20 protein-coding genes are annotated in these 19,272 nt (G+C 62.2%); 14 read left to right on the top strand and 6 right to left on the bottom strand.

What is annotated here, in order from left to right; all coding sequences use genetic code 11:
- Positions 1–103: 103 nt before the first annotated feature.
- The gene (locus VJR68_RS02355) at positions 104–811 is read right to left on the bottom strand and encodes an outer membrane protein (RefSeq protein WP_324145937.1); all 708 of its coding nucleotides are present in this window, start codon (positions 809–811) and stop codon (positions 104–106) included.
- A 247-nt stretch (positions 812–1,058) separates the two neighbouring features.
- Here VJR68_RS02355 and tkt point away from each other — a divergent pair, with 247 nt between their 5' ends.
- Positions 1,059–3,053 (top strand): transketolase, encoded by a 1,995-nt coding sequence (tkt, locus tag VJR68_RS02350; protein WP_324145936.1) that lies wholly within the window; start codon positions 1,059–1,061, stop codon positions 3,051–3,053.
- Positions 3,054–3,138: 85 nt separating this feature from the next.
- Here tkt and VJR68_RS02345 read toward each other — a convergent pair whose 3' ends face one another.
- From VJR68_RS02345 to VJR68_RS02330, 4 genes are read right to left on the bottom strand one after another with little or no spacing between them, the layout of a single operon-like run.
- Complete coding sequence (locus VJR68_RS02345) at positions 3,139–3,552, bottom strand: hypothetical protein (RefSeq protein WP_324145935.1); 414 nt, start codon at positions 3,550–3,552, stop codon at positions 3,139–3,141.
- Positions 3,549–4,037: a DUF962 domain-containing protein gene (locus VJR68_RS02340; protein ID WP_324145934.1), complete on the bottom strand. Its 489-nt coding sequence runs from the start codon at positions 4,035–4,037 to the stop codon at positions 3,549–3,551. Before VJR68_RS02340 ends, VJR68_RS02345 begins: the two co-directional genes overlap by 4 nt.
- Positions 4,037–4,369, bottom strand: coding sequence for a multidrug efflux SMR transporter (locus VJR68_RS02335; RefSeq protein ID WP_324145933.1), 333 nt, complete (start codon positions 4,367–4,369; stop codon positions 4,037–4,039). Before VJR68_RS02335 ends, VJR68_RS02340 begins: the two co-directional genes overlap by 1 nt.
- A complete protein-coding gene (locus VJR68_RS02330; protein WP_324145932.1) occupies positions 4,366–5,262 on the bottom strand; it encodes a phosphoribosylaminoimidazolesuccinocarboxamide synthase in 897 nt (298 codons plus the stop codon). Before VJR68_RS02330 ends, VJR68_RS02335 begins: the two co-directional genes overlap by 4 nt.
- Before the next feature lie 100 nt (positions 5,263–5,362).
- On the opposite strand from VJR68_RS02330, the gene VJR68_RS02325 reads away from it, so the two are divergent.
- From VJR68_RS02325 to VJR68_RS02265, 13 genes are all read left to right on the top strand, one after another.
- Positions 5,363–5,686, top strand: a complete 324-nt coding sequence (locus tag VJR68_RS02325; protein WP_324145931.1) for a c-type cytochrome — start codon at positions 5,363–5,365, stop codon at positions 5,684–5,686.
- Positions 5,683–6,489 carry a co-chaperone DjlA gene (djlA, locus tag VJR68_RS02320; protein WP_324145930.1) on the top strand — a complete coding sequence of 269 codons (807 nt, stop codon included), beginning with the start codon at positions 5,683–5,685 and terminating at the stop codon, positions 6,487–6,489. Before VJR68_RS02325 ends, djlA begins: the two co-directional genes overlap by 4 nt.
- Before the next feature lie 66 nt (positions 6,490–6,555).
- A complete protein-coding gene (gene rpe / locus VJR68_RS02315) occupies positions 6,556–7,221 on the top strand; it encodes a ribulose-phosphate 3-epimerase (protein WP_414647721.1) in 666 nt (221 codons plus the stop codon).
- A 712-nt stretch (positions 7,222–7,933) separates the two neighbouring features.
- On the top strand, positions 7,934–8,623 hold the full coding sequence (pdsR, locus tag VJR68_RS02310) for a proteobacterial dedicated sortase system response regulator (RefSeq protein ID WP_324145928.1): 690 nt from the start codon (positions 7,934–7,936) through the stop codon (positions 8,621–8,623).
- Positions 8,623–9,222 carry a hypothetical protein gene (locus tag VJR68_RS02305; RefSeq protein WP_324145970.1) on the top strand — a complete coding sequence of 200 codons (600 nt, stop codon included), beginning with the start codon at positions 8,623–8,625 and terminating at the stop codon, positions 9,220–9,222. The genes pdsR and VJR68_RS02305 overlap by 1 nt, the downstream gene beginning before the upstream one ends.
- A gap of 12 nt (positions 9,223–9,234) precedes the next feature.
- Entirely contained in the window at positions 9,235–11,241 is a 2,007-nt protein-coding gene (locus tag VJR68_RS02300; RefSeq protein ID WP_324145927.1) for an ATP-binding protein, read from the top strand.
- Between the two features lie 211 nt (positions 11,242–11,452).
- Entirely contained in the window at positions 11,453–12,928 is a 1,476-nt protein-coding gene (trpE, locus tag VJR68_RS02295) for an anthranilate synthase component I (protein WP_324145926.1), read from the top strand.
- A gap of 3 nt (positions 12,929–12,931) precedes the next feature.
- Complete coding sequence (locus tag VJR68_RS02290) at positions 12,932–13,603, top strand: hypothetical protein (RefSeq protein ID WP_324145925.1); 672 nt, start codon at positions 12,932–12,934, stop codon at positions 13,601–13,603.
- A gap of 167 nt (positions 13,604–13,770) precedes the next feature.
- Complete coding sequence (locus tag VJR68_RS02285; protein ID WP_324145924.1) at positions 13,771–14,370, top strand: aminodeoxychorismate/anthranilate synthase component II; 600 nt, start codon at positions 13,771–13,773, stop codon at positions 14,368–14,370.
- Complete coding sequence (gene trpD, locus VJR68_RS02280; protein WP_324145923.1) at positions 14,367–15,419, top strand: anthranilate phosphoribosyltransferase; 1,053 nt, start codon at positions 14,367–14,369, stop codon at positions 15,417–15,419. Before VJR68_RS02285 ends, trpD begins: the two co-directional genes overlap by 4 nt.
- A gap of 220 nt (positions 15,420–15,639) precedes the next feature.
- Positions 15,640–16,434, top strand: coding sequence for an indole-3-glycerol phosphate synthase TrpC (gene trpC, locus VJR68_RS02275; protein WP_324145922.1), 795 nt, complete (start codon positions 15,640–15,642; stop codon positions 16,432–16,434).
- 2 nt (positions 16,435–16,436) lie between these two features.
- Positions 16,437–17,138 carry a haloacid dehalogenase-like hydrolase gene (locus VJR68_RS02270; protein WP_324145921.1) on the top strand — a complete coding sequence of 234 codons (702 nt, stop codon included), beginning with the start codon at positions 16,437–16,439 and terminating at the stop codon, positions 17,136–17,138.
- Between the two features lie 84 nt (positions 17,139–17,222).
- The gene (locus VJR68_RS02265; protein WP_324145920.1) at positions 17,223–18,191 is read left to right on the top strand and encodes a helix-turn-helix domain-containing GNAT family N-acetyltransferase; all 969 of its coding nucleotides are present in this window, start codon (positions 17,223–17,225) and stop codon (positions 18,189–18,191) included.
- A 92-nt stretch (positions 18,192–18,283) separates the two neighbouring features.
- On the opposite strand, the gene crp is transcribed toward VJR68_RS02265, so the two are convergent.
- Positions 18,284–18,979, bottom strand: a complete 696-nt coding sequence (crp, locus tag VJR68_RS02260) for a cAMP-activated global transcriptional regulator CRP (RefSeq protein WP_324145919.1) — start codon at positions 18,977–18,979, stop codon at positions 18,284–18,286.
- Positions 18,980–19,272: the final 293 nt, after the last annotated feature.

Genomic DNA, 19,272 nt, shown 5'->3' with positions numbered 1-19,272 from the left:
CGTGTCCGATAGATTCAATACCGACGAGTTCAATATTAAGAGTTGATTAAGATTACGTGCACGAAGGGATGGGCGGACGCGATGTCCCGCCCATCCCTGACACTCAGAATCGATATTCGCCGGTAAGCGAAAGGATGCTGGTGGAACGCTTGAGCGTGGCGATCTCCTGATCGGCCAGCCGCACGCGACCGGCGTTGGCGTGGTAGTAGTCGTAGCTCAGGCCGACACCCCAGTGCTGGTCGATATCCCAGCCGGTGCCCACGCCAGCGTACCAACCGTTGCGGCCGGACTTGGCCGTGGTGAATTCACCGAGGTTCTGGTCAACGTTGTCGTAGATATGGTCCGAGCCGTTGGCGTGGAAAAAACCACCGCGTGCCGACAGATACCACTGCGTAGCCAGGTTGATGCGGCCATTGGCGCCGACCAGCCAGCCGCGCAGGGCTTGCGTGGTGGAGGTCTGGTCGATCTTGTCGCCATTGAACGTGTTCTGCAGCTTGAAATTGCCAAGGTCTGCATAGCCGGCTTCGGCACCTAGCGCCAGGTTCGGACCGAGTTTCCAGCGATAGCCGCCAAACAGGTTGTAGCCGGTCTTGCGGCCGCGCTGGCTCTTGCCGAAGTTGAAGTCACTGCCGATGTTGGAACCAAAGCCGCCGCTGGTGGAACTGCCGGTGCGGCCAATGCCGGCATCGATGAACCAGTTGCCGGAACCGATCGTCTGCGTCGGCAGGTAGCCCGACGAGTCCTGGGCAAACGCGGGAAGGGCGATGAGGCCCGCAGCGGCGACTGCCGCGGAGAGAAGGATCTTGCGCATGGGGAACCTCCGTTTTGTCTTTTTGTGTTTCCAGATCCGAGTCGCGAGGGGAGGGCGATCGAATGGAACGGCTGCGACGTGCAGCGGGGCTATTAAAAGGGAGCGCTGCCGGGAATCTCCCCTGGCCGGAGAACGAATTAAGGCCGTGTTTAAGCCATGAAATCAAAGGGCTGTCGGCATTGGACGACAGACAGCGGACGATCAGCGACAATAATTGTCTTTGCGCCCGCCTCCGGAGAAACCCCTGATGACATCTCGCCGCGAACTCGCCAACGCCGTCCGCGCCCTAGCCATGGATGCCGTGGAGGCAGCCAAGTCCGGCCACCCCGGCATGCCGATGGGCATGGCCGATATCGCTGAAGTGCTGTGGAACGATTACCTGAAGTTCAACCCGGTCAACCCGAAGTGGCCCAACCGCGACCGCTTCGTGCTCTCCAACGGCCACGGCTCGATGCTGCAGTACGCATTGCTGCATTTGACCGGCTTCGACCTGCCAATGGCGGAACTCAAGCGCTTCCGCCAACTGCATTCCAAGACCGCTGGGCATCCGGAAGCCAGCGAAACCCCAGGCGTGGAAACCACCACCGGCCCGCTTGGCCAGGGCTTCGCCAACTCGGTCGGTCTGGCGCTGGCAGAAAAGCTGCTCGCTCAACACTTCAACCGCCCCGGCCATACCATCGTCGACCACCACACCTTCGTGTTCATGGGCGACGGCTGCATGATGGAAGGCGTATCGCATGAAGCCGCTTCGCTGGCGGGTACGTGGAAGCTGGGTAAGCTCATCGCGGTCTACGACGACAACAACATCTCCATCGACGGCGAAGTGGAAGGCTGGTTCACCGACGACACCCCGAAGCGCTTCGAGGCTTATGGCTGGAACGTGATCCGCGGCGTCGACGGCCACAATGCCGACGCCGTGCAAAAGGCGTTTGCCGCGGCGACCACGCAGAGCGACAAGCCCACCTTGATCTGCTGCAAGACCATCATCGGCTTCGGCGCTCCGCACAAGCAGGGCAAGGAAGAATCGCACGGTGCGGCGCTGGGCAAGGATGAAGTCGCCGCCGCACGCGATGAACTCGATTGGCGTTATCCGCCCTTCGAAATCCCGCAAGACATTTATGCGGCGTGGGACAAGAAAAAGATCGGTGCCGAGCGCGAGCAGCAATGGAACGAACTTTTCGCCAAGTATGAAGCTGCCTTTCCCGAGCTCGCCGCGGAATTCCGCCGCCGCACGGCCGGCGAACTGCCGGCGGATTGGGCCAAGCTGTCGCAAGCCTATGTCGACAAGGTCAACGCCGATGGTCCGGATGTCGCTTCACGCAAGGCCTCGCAGATGGCGCTGGATGCATTTGGTCCGCTGCTGCCGGAAATGATCGGCGGTTCGGCAGATCTTGCCGGCTCCAACCTCACCATGTGGAAGGGCAGCAAGAGCGTCACCGGTCCGGATGGCAACTACGTGCATTACGGCGTGCGCGAATTCGGCATGACGGCGATCGCCAACGGCCTTGCGCTGCATGGTGGTTTCATTCCGTATGACGGCACCTTCCTGGTGTTCTCCGATTACGCGCGCAACGCGGTGCGCATGAGCGCGCTGATTCCTGCGCACTCCATCCACGTGTATACGCACGATTCGATCGGCCTGGGCGAAGACGGCCCCACGCATCAGCCGGTGGAACATCTCGCTTCGCTGCGTTTGATTCCAAACAATCGCGTATGGCGTCCGTGCGATGCGGTGGAGTCGGCGGTGTCATGGAAGGAGGCGATCGAGCATAAGCATGGCCCGTCGTGCCTGATCTTCTCGCGCCAGACGCTCAAGCATCAGCAGCGCACGGCGCAGCAATTGGCCGATATCAAGCGCGGCGGCTACGTGCTGCTCGATCCGGTCGATACGAAGTTCAAGGCGATCCTGATCGCCACCGGCTCTGAAGTGGAGCTGGCGATGGAAGCCGCCCGCACGCTGGCGCAGCAGAACGTGCCGGTACGCGTGGTGTCGATGCCCTGCAACGAGGTATTTGATGCCCAGCCGCTCGAATACCGCGAAGGCGTGCTGCCCGGCTGGTGCCGCGCGCGCGTGGCGGTGGAGGCGGCCACTGCCGACTTCTGGCGCAAGTACGTCGGCCTGGATGGCGAGGTCATCGGCATGACCACCTTCGGTGCTTCCGCACCGGCGCCGGCATTGTTCGAGCACTTCGGTTTCACCGTGTCGCACGTGGTGGATGCGGTAAAGAAAGTGATTGGCTGAGATGCGGTAGGTTGGGGTGCGACCCCCAACATCGTGATGCATCCACGCATGGCGATGTTGGGGGTCGCACCCCAACCTGCGCGTCTCAGGTGCTGATCAGCGTAGTGGCGATACCAAACACTACCGCCATCACCACGCCGACCGCCACACACGCGCTGCCGATGCGAATCCGACGCGCATCCACGCGTGGAATCAAACGCCACAGGGCGGCCACGCCAATCAACATCGACAGCACCAGCGCTACCCGAAACGCACCGCTTGCAAGCAACGGACCCAACGGTGGACGCGTAATGCCGGCATGCGCTGCGGCCATCGCACCGATCAACAACGTGAGCAGGCTCCAGATCAGGCACGCAAGATAGGTGCGGTTGAACACCACCGGCGCACCTTCGCTCCAGCGCAGCACGATCCAGGCAATCAGGCTTGGCAACACCGCGCCGATGCTTCCGAACAATACCCACCAGATCAAGCTGCTGAGCAATGCAAGAAAACCGGTCATGGTTTTTCCTTGAGGCCGATGCGGTTCAACAGCTTGTCCATCAGCCACGCCGGGCCGACGAGTAAATAGGCAAGGTCGGTAAAGAAGCTCGGCCGTCGTCCTTCGAACAGATGGCCGATGAATTGCCCGATCCACGCCACAACAAACACGCCGAGCGCCAGCCAGCGCATGCGAGCCGTTCCCAGTGGCGCAAATACCCAAGCGCAGATCAGCGCTAGTATCACCAATGCGATGAGCAAAGCAGCGCCAAGACGATGCGAACGCTTCCAGTACCACGCGAATGCCAACACGATCGCAAACACTGCGTAGGCGCCGGGACGCAACAGTGACGTCGGCACCGGCACCGTCCATAGCAGAGCCAGCGCGCTCCACACGATCAGCGGAACGCAGATCCAGTGCAGCAAGCGATTGATGGGATGTTGATGATCCTGGCTGTAGCTGTCCAGCCATTCGCGCATGCTGCGTTGATCCGCGGCGAGCGCCATCAGTGCGCGGCGCTCTTGGAAAAGAGGTTAAGCACCAGCACGCCCGCCACAATCAACCCGATGCCGAGCATGGCGGCAGGATCGAGCTTCTGCTTGTACAGCACGATCCCGATCAGCGCGATGAGTGCGGTGCCTGCGCCCGACCAGATCGCATAGGCGATGCCAAGCGGCACGCTGCGCAGTGCAAGGCCCAGGCAATAAAACGCTGTGCCGTAACCAGCGATCACCACCAGGCTCGGCACCAGTTGGCTGAAGCCATTGGCGGCTTTCAGTGCACTGGTACCGATCACCTCGGCGACGATCGCCAGCGCGAGATAAGCCCAGGCATTCATTCCAGAGTGATGCCAGCCAGGCGTTGCAGTGCCTCGGCGTATTTGGCCGACGTGCCGGCGATGACTTCCGCCGGAACACGCGGACCGGGCGCTTTCTTGTTCCAGTCCAGCGTCTCCAGATAATCGCGCACGAACTGCTTGTCATAGCTCGGCGGGCTGATGCCGACCTGATACTCGTCAGCCGGCCAGAAGCGCGAGGAATCGGGCGTCAGCATTTCATCCATCACGTAAAGCTTGCCGTCTTCATCGGTGCCGAATTCGAACTTGGTGTCGGCGATGATGATGCCGCGCTCGGCCGCGTACGCGGCGGCCCATTTGTAGATTGCCAGCGTTGCGTCGCGCACTTGTTCGGCCAAGTCCTTGCCGACGGCTGCGATCACCGCATCGAAGCTCACGTTCTCGTCGTGATCGCCAACGGCGGCCTTGGTCGATGGCGTAAAGATCGGCTCCGGCAACTGCTGGGCCTGGCGCAGCCCGGCGGGCAGCCTGATACCGCACAGCGAACCGGTGGCCTGGTAATCCTTCCAGCCCGAGCCGATCAGATAACCGCGGGCGATCGCTTCCACCGGCACCGGCTTCAGGCGCTTGGTAACCACGGCGCGCTTGCGATACAGGGAGATATCCGTGCCTGCAGGCAGCACTTCCTCCAGCGGGGTGTGCAAGAGATGGTTAGGCACGATGTGCGCCGTCTTGCCGAACCAGAAGTTGGAAATCTGCGTGAGCATCTCGCCCTTGCCGGGGATTGGATCGGGCAGCACCACGTCGAACGCGGAGAGGCGGTCCGTGGCCACGATCAGCAGGCGATGGCCGGACAGCGCATAGACGTCGCGCACCTTGCCGCGGTGGATCAGCTCCAGTCCAGGCAGGTTCGATTGCAGCAGGGTGGTGGGCACGGCGCGCTCCGATCAGTGTGACAAGCCCGCTATTGTACCGGCCGCTGCCGTCAGCAAGGCTGCTATAGAATGCATGGCTTTAACGCCTGCGTGCTCCCCGATGCGATTCGTATTGTTCGCGGCACTTGGTTTGACCGGTGCCCTGCCAGCGTTTGCTGCCGATCTGCCAACCAAGCCGGTGCGGCTGGGCCTGTGCGCGGCGTGCCATGGTGAAATGGGCATGGCGCAGATGCCAGGCGCGCCCAATCTCGCGGGCCAGCGGCTGGACTATTTGCGCAAGGCGTTGCAGGACTACCGCGACGGTACGCGCAACGTGCCGCTGATGCGCACCGCCACCGGTCCGCTCAATGACGCGGAACTGGATCAGCTGGCGCGCTGGTACAGCGCACAGACGCCGCAACTACCGGCTGCCGCGCATCCATGAGCTACACCTATACCTTCTGGTTCGCCATGGCGGGCCTGCTGCTTGGCCATGGCTTCGTCGGGATGGGCGTGGGCGCGATCGTCGGTTTCGTGCTCGACAACTTGCGCTACAGCCAACGCCGCGCCGCGACTCCCGAGGCCGGCGGCTACGTTACGCCGCTGTTCGCACTGCTGGGCGCCATCGCCAAAGCCGACGGCCGCGTATCGGAAGCCGAAATCGCCATTGCCGAGCGCATCATGGCGCGCATGGGGTTGGAGGGCACGGCACGTCAGCAGGCCATCCATGCCTTCAACCAAGGCAAACAACCCGAGTTCGACGTCACCGCGCCGATCAATGCGCTGCGCCAATGGGTGGGGCTGCGCCGTGACCACGCGTTCCCGCTGCTGGACGTGGTGATCGAAACGGTGCTGGCTGAAGGCAATCCGTCACCGGAAAAAATGGCAATCCTGCGCCAGCTCGCATTCGCCCTGCGCATCAGCGACATGGAGCTGATGGCCCTGATGGCGATGAAAGGCTACGTCTGGCAAGGCGCGGCTGGCGCGCGTGGGCGTGCCTACGGCACTGGCGGTGGTTACGTGCCGCCGCAGCGGAACACGCAAGGGCCTGATCCTTACGCCGTGCTCGGCATTACCCGCGATGCCGATGAGCGCGCCATCAAGCGCGCCTATCGCAAGCTGATTTCCGAACATCATCCCGACCGCCTGGGCGATCTGCCCGACGAAATGCGCAAGCGTGCCGAGGGCCGCGCCAGCGAGATCAACGCGGCGTACGAGCGCATCAAGGCGGAGCGAGGCTTCAAGTGAGGGAATAGGGAATGGTGACAGCGCCACGCGTTACTATTCCTTATTCCCTCAATGCCTATTGCCGCTATGAAACAGTCCCCCGTCATTGCTCCTTCCATCCTCTCCGCCGACTTCGCGCGATTGGGCGAAGACACCGCCAAGGTGTTGGCTGCCGGCGGCGACTGGGTGCATTTCGACGTGATGGACAACCACTACGTGCCCAACCTCACCATGGGGCCGATGGTGCTCAAGGCATTGCGCGATTATGGCATCGCCAAGCCGATCGACGTGCACCTGATGGTGAAGCCGGTCGATCGCATCGCGCCGGATTTCGCCAAGGCGGGCGCCAGCTTGATCAGCTTCCATCCTGAGGCCTCCGAGCATGTGGATCGCACCATCGGCATGATCAAGGATTCGGGTTGCCAGGCGGGGTTGGTGTTCAATCCTGCCACGCCGCTGAACTGGCTCGATCATGTGCTCGATAAGCTCGACCTGGTGCTGATCATGTCGGTGAATCCTGGCTTTGGTGGCCAGAAATTCATTCCTGAGGCGCTTGAGAAACTGCGTCGCGTGCGTCGCCTGATCGATGAAAGCGGGCGCTCGATTCGCCTGGAAATCGATGGCGGCGTCACGGCGGACAACATCGGCGAGATTGCGGCAGCCGGTGCCGATACTTTCGTGGCCGGCTCGGCCATCTTCGGCGCGCACGATTACGCCGCGGTGATCGCCAAGATGCGCGCCGCGATCGGCTGATTCGAATTTTAGAAAAAGAGAAACCCGGCACAGGGGGAAGTCTGCGCCGGGTTGGAGGGGCGTCATCATGACGCTAGAGGAGACACCATCGGCAGTTGCAGCCTGCACGCGGTCAGAAGGACGGGAGGCTCGGCCGTCAATCAGACCTCGGCGAGTTCCACGGCAATGGACTATGCGCCTGCCATGTAATCGGACATGGCTCCCTTTGAATGGTTCCCGCCAGGTGTGAAAAATTTCTCCGCCCAAAAAAATCCCCTCCGTGGGAGGGGAAGGAACGCCAGAGGACCAGCATTGACCGGAAAACGGTGGATGGGTTTGGAAGCTGCAAGGCATTCACCCCGCCGGGTGGCGCGACCGGTACCCATCCTTGGCGCACCGGCCGCGCCCATGCCTTCCACGGCAGCTTCACGTCATGAAATCAGTACAGGCTGATCAGGGCGGCCAGTAGCAGCGAGCCCAGCGCCAGCACCACGCGCAGCGGTTCGAACGTACGCAGTTCGGCATTCGGATCGACGGAGGGGTCGGCGCGCATGGGTAAGACTCGTTGCTCGGTAGCGTTGGAGATATCAAACACCTCAGCGGGGCGCCGCGGCCGGCACCTCAAGGGCGCGGGGGCGATGGAATATGGCAGAACGCGGGCAAGCTGCACGCCCGGCTTGCGCAAGCGCCGTGCCGCATAGCACCCTGCGCGCCATCCTCACGAGGAATCCACATGGGACGCAACATCGCCATCGTCGAAGACGAACCCCTTATCCGCGCCAATTACGTCGAGGCGCTGAACCGCTTCGGCTATGACACCCGCGGCTACGGCTCGCGGCAGGAGGCCTCCAATGCCTTCGCCATCCGCCTGCCGGAGCTGGTGATCATCGACATCGGTCTGGGCGACGAGCCAGAAGGTGGCTTCGATCTTTGCCGCGAGCTGCGCGCGAAATCGTCGACGCTGCCGATCATCTTTCTCACCGCACGCGATTCGGATTTCGATGTGATTTCCGGCCTGCGCCTGGGGGCCGACGATTACCTCAGCAAGGACACCAGCCTGCATCAGCTGGCGGCGCGCATCGCGGCCTTGTTCCGTCGCATCGAATCGTTGAAGGCGCCGGCCTCCAGCGAAACGGTGATCGGACATGGTCCGCTCAAGTTGGAATCCGAGCGCATGCGCGTCACTTGGGCCGACGTGGAAGTGCCGCTCACCGTGACCGAGTTCTGGATGGTGCATACCTTGGTGCGTTTTCCCGGTCACGTGAAAAACCGCGACCAATTGATGCGTGAAGCGGAATTGGTGGTGGATGACGCCACCATCACCTCGCACATCAAGCGCATCCGCAAGAAATTCATTGCGGTCGCGCCGGAGTTCGATGCCATCGAAACCGTGCATGGCGTTGGCTACCGGTGGCGTCCGTGATGCGACGTTTGTGGCCGGTTTTGCTGCTGAGTGCACTGACGCCACTGGCATGCGCCAGGGGGTCTCATCCGCAAGACGTGCTGGCGCACGGCAAAACGGACGGCAACGCGCCTGCTTGGTCCATCAGCACCGATCTGCCGAAGGGTTGGACGCAGGATTGCTGCACCTACGCCGCCACGATTGGCGCCAGTCTGGTGCTGTATCAAGGCGCGTGGACAGGCAAGCCGGAGCGCGTCATGGTGCTCAACGTTTGGCCGGCCAAATTGCCCACGCTTGATGCGGAGCTGCAGGACGATCGCCAGCATTACCTGCAGTCCGATGCCCACGGCAAAGCCAACGCATTCCCGCTGAGGAATCCACGCGCAAGCGCTTGCCAGGGCGTGCTCTATCAAGGCTCCGACCATATCGACGACGTAGTGGTGTTCTGCGATCCCGGCAAGAAAAGTGGCGTTCGCTACAGCTGGTCGATGACGGTCAGCGCGGCGGATCCGAATCGACAGGCGTTGATCGATACCTTCAAGCAGGTGGTGCAGGATTCCGTCTATATGACTTACGTGCCGGAGTCCAAGCCGTCGCCTGCGGCTGCAGCGAAACCGTAACGTCGTTCAAGCATGAGCCTGCGCCAACAACTTCTGCTTGTCGCCCTTTGCACGCTCGCGCTGCCGATCGCGGGCTGGCTATATGTGCGTCAGATGGAAACTCTGTTACGCCAGGGACAGGAGCAGGCGCTGACCGCGACAGCCACCGCCATCGCGCGCAGTCTTGCCGTCACCGACATGCCGCTGCCGCAACCGGGCAAGGGCTGGTATGCGCAGCAGGCGGTGAACCCCATCGTCGTCGACGGCTATGGCGATGATTGGGCGCCGATGACACCGTGGAGCCAATCGCTCGGCAAGCAGAACAAATTGCTGCTGGCGGAGGACGACAACGGCTTCTATCTCCATATCGACGTGCGGACGGGAACCCGCACTCGTGCGGATGCCGGTGATATCAATGCGCTCTCGGCCGATCATGTCCTGCTCGATCTGGTGCAAGGCGATCAGCATCGGCGTTATCTCATTGCGAGCGCCGCACCCGGTGCTTTTACGGCGTTGACACTCGATCCGCCCGCCGGCGATTTGCCGGACCGGATCATCGGGCAATGGCAAGAAGATGGCAGTGGCTACCACGTCGAACTGCGTCTGCCGCGCGGTCTCGGCTTGAGTACGCTGGGAGTAGGGATTTACACCGCCGCCGATGGTGGCAATCCGCTCGCGGCAGATGTGCGGCCGTTGTGGCGTTATTCGCAGGATCTGTCGCAAGAGCTGGCGCAACTGTCGCCCGACGATACGCGCACGCGACTCGTCACGCCGCAGGGTTGGCTGCTTGCACAAAGTGGCCGCCTGAAAACGTCCGGCCCGCAGCCGAGTTGGTGGTCGTCGGTGATCTACCACTGGTTGCTTGCCAACCCGCTGGAACAAGCCCAAGCCTGGACCAGCGATGCACCGCGTCTCGATCTGCCCGAAGTGAAATACGCGCGCGATGGCCGGGCAACCACCGTATGGCGCCAGGGCGAGGAGCGCGACAGCGTGGTGTTGGCGACGGCCGTGCCGGTGGAGCGTGGCCAGACCGTGGTGGGCGTGCTATTGCTCGAACAGGCCAGCCGTGCCGTGCCCTTGCTGGCCAATCGTGCCTTCCTGAGCCTGCTCTTGACCAGTTTCAGCGTGATGCTTATCGCCGGCGCCGTTCTGCTGTTCTTCGCCACGCGGCTCAGCCTGCGCCTGGGGCGTTTGCGTGATGCGGTGGAGCGCGCGCAAGTCAATGACGGCCGTCTGGATGGCCAAATGATCCAAAGTCACTTTCCGATGGCCGAGTCGGAAGACGAGATCGGCGATCTGGCACGCAGCTTCCAAAAATTGTTCGAGGCTGTCGGCGGCTATACCGATTACCTGCGCACGCTGGCCTCGAAGTTGTCGCATGAACTCAATACGCCGCTGGCGATCGTAAAGTCCTCGCTGGACAACCTCGAACACGCCGAACTATCCAACGAAGCACAGCCCTACCTGGCCCGTGCGCGTGACGGCGTGGCGCGCCTCGGCACGCTGGTGCGCGCCATGAGCGAAGCCAGCCGGATGGAGCGCGCCATTGCCGCTGCCGAGCCGGAAGACGTGGATCTGGTGGACGTGGTGGCCGGTTGCGCCGACGCCTATCGACCGCTGGCGGGCGTGCGCCCCTTGGAATGCGTGCTACCGGATCAGCCGGTTCACTTGCACGGCGCTCCCGAGTTGATCGCGCAGGCGCTGGACAAGCTGTTCGACAACGCACTCTCGTTCACCCCCGCCGATGGCTGGCTACGGCTCAGCCTTCGTCCGGTCGATGGTGGCGCGGAGATCGAGCTGGCCAACCAGGGGCCGCCGTTGCCCGCCGCCATGCAGGGACGGCTGTTCGATTCGCTGGTCAGTCTGCGCGACAAGGCCACGCCGGGTGATGCCCCGCATCTCGGCCTTGGTCTGTACGTGGTGCGGCTGGTGGCGGAGCGCCATGGCGGCGTGGCCTCGGCGCGCAATCTGGAAGACGGCAGTGGCGTGGCTTTCAGCCTCCGCTTGTACGGCATGCCCAGGCAGCGCCTCGCCGGTTGAACACGCCGGGCTGCCGACCTGGTCAGTCAAGCGGGCAACCTCGGCTAAAACTTCACGATGACCTTGCTGAAATGGCCGTCCATTTATCGGGCGACGCGGAGCCCATCGCATGAATGCCCCTCAGCGCCATCGGCTCCCTCAAGAAAAGGAGAGAAAAGCAACGGCCACCCTATACAATCTCCCCTTTCTGCGTTTCACGGACTTCCCGCACGTGATTTCTCGCGACGAATTCAACGCGCTCGCCGCGCAAGGCCATACCCGCATCCCGTTGGTGCGCGAGGTGTTTTCCGATCTGGACACCCCGTTGTCGGTCTACCTCAAGCTGGCCGATGGCCCCTATACCTTTTTGTTCGAATCGGTGGAAGGTGGTGCCACGTGGGGGCGTTACTCAATCATCGGCCTGCCGGCCAAGCGTGTGTATCGCCTGCGCGGGCACGAGCTTGAAGTGGAAGATGCAGGGGAAATCATCGAACGCCGCCACCTGGACGACCCGCTCGGCGAAATCGAAAAGCTGCGTCAGCAATACGACGTACCGCGTCTGCCGCAGCTGCCGGCATTCAGTGGCGGATTGGTCGGCTACTTCGGCTTCGAGACCATCGGCTACATCGAGCCGAAGCTGGCGCAATGGGATCGTCCCGACGAACTTGGTACGCCGGATGTGTTGTTGATGCTGGCCGAAGAAGTGGCCGTCTTCGACAACCTCAAGGGTCGTCTGTACCTGATCGTGCACGCCGATCCCGCGCAGCCGCAGGCCTATGCACAAGCGCAGCGCCGGCTCGACGCGCTGACGCATCGCTTGCGCCAGGGTGGCGCGGCCTATCCGCAACTTACGCAATCGACGGCACTCAACGAGAGCGATTTCAAATCCTCCTTCACCCGCGAAGAATTCGAGGCGATGGTGGAGCGAGCGAAGGAATACATCCGCGCCGGCGACATTTTTCAGGTCGTGCCTTCGCAGCGCTTGAGCGTCGGATTCAATGCGCGACCGGTGGATGTATATCGCGCGTTGCGTGCGATGAATCCATCGCCGTACATGTATTTCGTCGATCTGGGCGATACGCAGATCGTCGGTTCGTCGCCGGAAATTCTGGCGCGCATGAAGGATGGCAAAGTGGTTGTGCGCCCGCTCGCCGGCACTCGCAAGCGCGGCGCTACGGACGAAGAAGATCGTGCGCTCGAAGAAGAACTGCTGGCCGATCCCAAGGAGCGCGCCGAGCACGTGATGCTGATCGACCTGGGACGCAACGACATCGGCCGCATCAGCGATACGGGCACAGTCGAAGTCAGCGAATCCTTCGTGGTCGAGCGTTACTCGCACGTGATGCATATCGTGTCGCAAGTGCAGGGCACCTTGAAGCCCGACGTCAGCTACATGGACGTGCTCAAGGCCACCTTTCCAGCCGGCACGCTCAGTGGCGCACCCAAGATTCGCGCCATCGAAATCATCCAGGAACTCGAGCCCTACAAGCGCAACATCTACGCTGGCGCCATCGGCTGGATCGGCTGGTGGGGCGATGCGGACACTGCCATCGCCATTCGCACTGCGGTGATCCAGGGTGGCCGCCTGCACGTGCAGGCTGGCGCCGGCATCGTGTACGACTCCGATCCGGCATCGGAGTGGGAGGAGACGATGAACAAAGGGCGTGCGTTGTTCCGCGCCGTGGCGCAAGCGGCGAAAGGATTGTGAGACATGCGAAGCATTATCCGTGACGTTGGTTTTGCTATGACCATCATGCTGACGTGCGCATCGTCTTTGTTGGCGCGTGAATCAACATCCAACTGGCCAGATACCGTGTTGAGCCGCACACAGGCCTTGGCTGAATTGCAAACCTTGAATGCTCAGCTGCTCAGCCATCCAAGCGCGACGCTGACGCTGGAGCAGTGGTGCTCTGCGCATCACTTGTCGCCGGAGGCGAAGGTCGTCGCGCATCGTGTGCATGGCGATGACAAGCCGCTGCCTGATGGTGCCCGCAGCTTGCTTGGTATCGGTCCCGACGAACCTGTGCGCTACCGCCGAGTGGCGTTGAGCTGTGGCAACGTGGTGTTGTCGGATGCCGACAACTGGTATGTGCCGGCGCGCCTTACCGCGGATATGAACCATCAGCTGGATACCTCGGACGTGCCGTTCGGCAAAGTGGTGAAGTCGCTGCACTTCCGCCGCGAAACACTTTCCGCCGACCTGCTCTGGTCCCCGCTGCCGGAAGGCTGGGATAGCGGCAAGGCGTTGCCGCCCTCAAGCAACCAGCCGCTGGCCATCCCGGATCACGTGCTCCAGCACCGCGCGGTGCTGTACACCGGCGACAACCAGCCTTTCAGCCTGGTGGTGGAAAGCTACACCAGGCACGTGCTGGTGAGTCCTTAATTTTTGATTTCCTTGGCTTTTTAGATGGCCGCCATGACTGTTCGGGCATACATGAGGGTTAGCCATGTGCGAATGCCGGCGTGGCAGATGACGGCGGCAAATCCCATCGCGCACAATGAGCATCCTTGCCGCAGTGCGGCATCGCGGGCATCCAGGAATTTCCAGCCATGTTGCTGATGATCGACAACTACGACAGCTTCACCTTCAACCTCGTGCAGTACCTAGGCGAGCTGGGACAGGAGGTGAGGGTGGTGCGCAATGATGCGCTGGACGTGGCTGGCATCCGCGCGTTGAAGCCTTCGCACATCATGATTTCCCCGGGTCCGGGCACACCGGACGATGCGGGCGTTTCGCTGGCCGTGCTGCGCGAACTGAGTGGCGAGATTCCGGTGTTCGGCGTATGCCTGGGGCATCAGGCGATCGGCCAGGCGTTTGGCGGCAAGGTGATTCGTGCCAAGCAGATCATGCATGGCAAGACCTCGCCGGTGCGCCATCTGGGCAGGGGCGTGTTTGCCGGCTTGCCCGATCCGTTCGAGGCCACGCGCTATCACTCGTTGGTGGTGGAGCAGGCATCGTTGCCGGATTGCCTGGAAGTCACCGCCTGGACGGAAAACCCGGACGGTTCCATCGACGAAATCATGGGGCTGCGTCATAAGACCTTGCGGGTCGAGGGCGTGCAGTTCCATCCCGAGTCGATCCTTACCCAGTACGGCCATGACCTGCTGCGGAATTTCCTGGGCTTGCCGCTGCAAAAGCTCGCCGCATGACGGCGGGCCGGGCCATCACCATCACGCCGCAGGAAGCGCTGCAGCGGACGATCGAGCATCGCGAGATTTTCCACGATGAAATGATCGCGCTGATGCGCCAGATCATGAGCGGCGAAGTGAGTCCGCTGATGACTGCCGCGATCATCACCGGCTTGCGCGTCAAGAAGGAAACGGTCGGCGAGATCACCGGTGCGGCGAGCGTGATGCGTGAGCTGTCGGCAAAGGTGGATGTTCCGTCGCATCCTCATTTTCTGGACATCGTCGGCACCGGTGGCGACGGGGCGTCGAGCTTCAATATCTCCACGGCGGCGATGTTTGTCGCCGCCGCCGCCGGCGCGCGGATTGCCAAGCACGGTGGGCGCAGCGTGTCGTCGAAATCGGGTAGTGCGGATGTGCTCGAGGCACTCGGTGCGCGCATCGATCTGCAGCCGGCGCAGGTGGCGCAGTGCATGGTCGAAACGGACATCGGTTTCATGTTCGCGCCCAACCATCATCCGGCGATGAAAGTGGTGGCTCCCGTGCGCAAGGAAATGGGCGTGCGCACCTTGTTCAACATCCTGGGGCCGCTTACCAATCCTGCCGGCGCGCCGAACATCCTGATGGGTGTTTTTCACCCGGATCTTGTCGGTATCCAGGTACGTGCCTTGCAGGCTTTGGGCGCAGAACACGCCATGGTGGTGTGGGGGCGCGACGGCATGGATGAGATTTCCCTCGGTGCATCCACCCTGGTGGGTGAGTTGCGCGACGGTGAAGTGCACGAGTACGAGGTGGAGCCGGAGGACTTCGGCCTGGCCATGGCCTCCAGCCGCAACCTGCGGGTGGAAAACGCCCAGGAGTCCAAGGCCATGCTGCTGGATGCCCTGGGAAACCACCATGGCGTGCCGCACGACATCGTCTGCCTGAATGCGGGCGCCGCGCTGTATACCGCCGGAGTGGTCAAAAGCATCGCCAGCGGCATCGAATTGGCCCGGGCCACCATCGCCAGCGGTGCGGCACGTGCCAAAATGGAAGCGTTCGTGGCAACCACCCGGCGATTGGCGGAGAGTTGACCCGGACGCGGCTTTGCCGTTTTCTTAGGAGCCTGTCGGACTTGAGTGGTCGAGGCGAAAATTCGCCTGCGCGAGGACAGATTTTCGGCGATTCGCCGGCCCATAGCGGTTCTATGCGTCAAGAATTGCCGGAAATATGGACCGCGCAGGCGGATTTGCAGCCCGGCCAACTCAAGTCCGACAGGCTCCTTAGCCCCCCACACGTGCCGATCAGAATCCCATGACCGACATTCTTCAACGCATCCTCGCCCGTAAGGCGGAAGAACTCGCCGAGCGCAGCGCCAAGTTGCCGCTGAAAGAGCTGTCCGCACGCGTGGCCGACATGCCCGATACACGTGGCTTTGCGGCGGCCATCGAAGCGAAGATCGCCGCGGGCGATTCGGCGGTTATCGCCGAGGTGAAAAAGGCCAGCCCCAGCAAAGGCGTAATCCGCCCCGATTTCGATCCGGTGGCGATTGCACGCAGTTACGAGCTGGGTGGCGCGGCGTGCTTGTCCGTGCTGACGGATAAAGACTTCTTCCAGGGCAGCGAGGATTTCCTGCAGCAGGCGCGCGCGGCCTGTTCGTTGCCGGTATTGCGCAAGGATTTCGTGATCGATCCGTACCAGGTGTACGAAGCACGCGCGATCGGTGCCGATTGCATTCTGCTGATCGTGGCTGCATTGGGTGATGCAGATCTGCTGGAACTGTCACTGCTGGCGGCCGAATTGGATCTGGACGTGTTGTGCGAAGTGCACGACGCCGAAGAACTGGAACGCGCACAGGCTGTGCCGGTGCCGCTGATCGGCGTCAACAACCGCAATCTGCGCACCTTCGAAACCACGCTCGAAACCACGCTCGAGCTGCAGCAACTGATGGAGTACGACCGTATTCTGGTCGCCGAATCAGGCATTCACACACCCAAGGACGTGGCGCTTTTGCGCGACGCGGGTATCAACGCATTCCTGGTCGGCGAGGCGTTCATGCGCGCCGCCGATCCGGGGCAGGAATTGAAGCGGCTGTTCAATACGCACTGATCATGTTTACAGGGGCAATGATTGACGCGCCGGCACAAGCCGGTAGCGACGCCGATGCGTCTCGCACGGTGCTGTTCGATTTCGATGGCGTGCTGTTCCAGGGTGATGCCTTTGAGCAGTTCATCCGGCACCGCTACGCCAGTTCGCCGGTTTACAAGGCGCTGGCGCTGCTGACGATGCCATGGTGGCTGCTGTGCGGCGTGTTTTCCCGCAGGCGCGCGGCGTGGGCGCTCTCCCACGTGGCTTTGTGTGGCCTTGGCGTGCAGCGCTATCAAGCGATCGCCGAGGACTTTGCCGATCAAATCGTGCGCCGTCCACGCCAGTTTTATCGCGATGGCTTGAGCGCGCTGCGCCGGCATGTGGCAGAAGGCGACGAGGTGATTGTCGTCACCGGTTGCGAGCGGATTTTGGTCACGCGTCTGCTGACCCAACTGGGTTTGCCGGAGCTGACCATTGTCGCCACGCAGCTCAAGCCTGGCGTGTTTGGCATGCGCCTGCACTCGCACAACGTTGGTCGCCGCAAGGTACAGAACCTTGCCGCCAAGGGCGTCACGAACTGGCGGATGGCCTACACCGATTCTTTTCAGGACATGCCGATGCTCAAGCCGGCCGGCGAAGCGGTGCTGGTCAATGGCACGCCCAAGCTGTGCAAGCGGGTGGAGAAGGCACTGGGCAGGGCGGTGACGCGGGTGGCTTGGTACTGAGTGCCTGGGTCTCCGAAGGGGCTTGTAGGCGAGGTCTTATAGAGATACGTTAGTGCTTACGTATCTGTCCTATAGGCATGCTCCATGTACTTGGCGTCCCTCGGCAAGCTGGCACTCGGCAGTCGCCTGAAAGCCCTTAGCGACCACTTCTACGGCGCGGCTGACGAGGTCTACCAGACCCTCGGCGCCAGCATCGAATCCCGCTGGCTGCCGGTCTTGCGCTATTTGTGGGATGTCGGACCCAGCTCCGTAACGGAAGTGGCCGATGCCATCGGCCAGACCCACTCGGCCGTCAGTCAGCTTTCCGACAAGCTGCTGCGCGCAGGCATGGTGCGGCGCCGGAAAGATCCTGCCGATGGTCGCCGTACCGTACTGGTGCTTACCGACAAGGCACATGCGTCGCTGGCCGAGCTTGGTCCGATCTGGTGTGCGGTGCGTCGTGGCGTTACTCGTTCGCTGGAGGATCACGCCGTGCAGCTGCTGGAAGCCATTGCTGCGTGCGAACGCGCCTTGCAGGAGCGGCCTGTCACCCAAGCGATTCTGGCCGAGCATGCCGCGATCAAGGCGGCGCCGCTGGAAATCCTGCCCTACGCGCCGGCGTTGCGTGAGCATTTCTATCGCTTGAACGCGCAATGGCTGGAGCGCTATTTCCGCATCGAAGACATCGATCGTGCCGTGCTGAGCGACCCCGAGCGATACATCTTGCAGGCGGGCGGCACGATTTTCTTCGCCCGGCTGGGCGGCGAGATCATCGGCACTTGCGCCCTGCTGCAGGAATCACCGGGCGTGTTCGAACTGACCAAGATGGGCGTGGACGAAACGTTCCGCGGCCTGGGTGCGGGGAAGCGTCTGCTGGATGCATGCATTGCCGAATTCCATCGGCGCGGTGGCCACATGCTGTTTCTGGAATCGAACAGCAGCCTCAAACCGGCGCTGCGCATGTATGAGAAGGCCGGTTTCGTGTTGCAGCCGGCGACACGCTCCGGCTCGCATTACGAGCGGGCGGACGTGTACATGATTTATCAAGCGCCCAAGGAAGCGAAATCAGCTTGATACGCCGCCCCGCGAACGCGGGGATCGAATGGCTTTGAACAGGCAGCACAAAGTGCCTAGCCCCAGCGTTCGCCGGGGCGGCGGCATGGAGCTCAACGCGTACCGCGCACCACGATGGTCTTGCCTGACACGTCGATCATCCCTTGCTCTTCGAGCTGCTTGAGCACGCGGCCCACCATCTCGCGCGAGCAGCCCACGATACGGCTGACCTCCTGACGCGAAATGCGGATCTGGGTGCCCTCGGGATGGCTCATCGCATCCGGCTCCTGGCACAGGTCCAGCAGGGTGCGGGAGATGCGGTTGGTGACATCCATGAAGGCCATGCGGCTCACCTGGCGCGAGGTGCGCAGCAGACGATGGGTGAGCTGGGCGCCGATCGCGAACAGGATCTTCGGGCACTCCTCGCGCAGCGGGCCTTCCATCAGCTGGAACAGGCGCTCGTAGCTGATTTCGGCCATCTCGCAGGCAGTGCGCGTGCGCACCATCGATTCGCGCTGCGCCTGCTCCACGAACAAGCCCATCTCGCCGATGAACTGGCCACGGCTGATATAGGCGAGGATCAGCTCACGCCCTTGCTCGTCTTCCGTGCACACGGCCAGCGAGCCTTCGATGACGTAGTAAAGCGTGTTGGCGGGGTCGCCGGGGCGGATGATGGCGGTTTTGCCCGGGTAGCGGCGACGGTGGCAGAGCCCAAGGAAACGCTCCATGGAGGCCGGGTCGGGCGCGAAGCCGAGTGGCGCCTGTGAACGTTCGAAGGCCTGTTGTAACTGGTATTTCAGTTGCACCACAGAAGTTTTCCCCAGCTGAGTTGATCTCAATGGACGCCCATCCCGCGACCTGGTCTTGAATCCATGCGCATCCCCTGCGACTTTCGCATTATGGCAAAGACATGTGAAGCAGAGGGATGATCTGAGGCACATCGCCAAGGCGGCGTGATCACCCGCAAGTACATCAGCAAGCTTGATCTTCCATGCGCCCTGCCGCCAGGCCAGTCACGCTGCACTGCAGAAAAACGGTTCTGTTTTTCCCCAACTTGCCGCATACTTCGCAGTCTTCCGGACGACAGCAGCCTCATTGCCAT

The organism is Dyella sp. (assembly GCF_035277725.1).
Classification (GTDB): Bacteria; Pseudomonadota; Gammaproteobacteria; order Xanthomonadales; family Rhodanobacteraceae; genus Dyella_B.
Note: the sequence above shows the minus strand (reverse complement) of the source record. Positions and strands in the feature narration are given on the sequence as shown.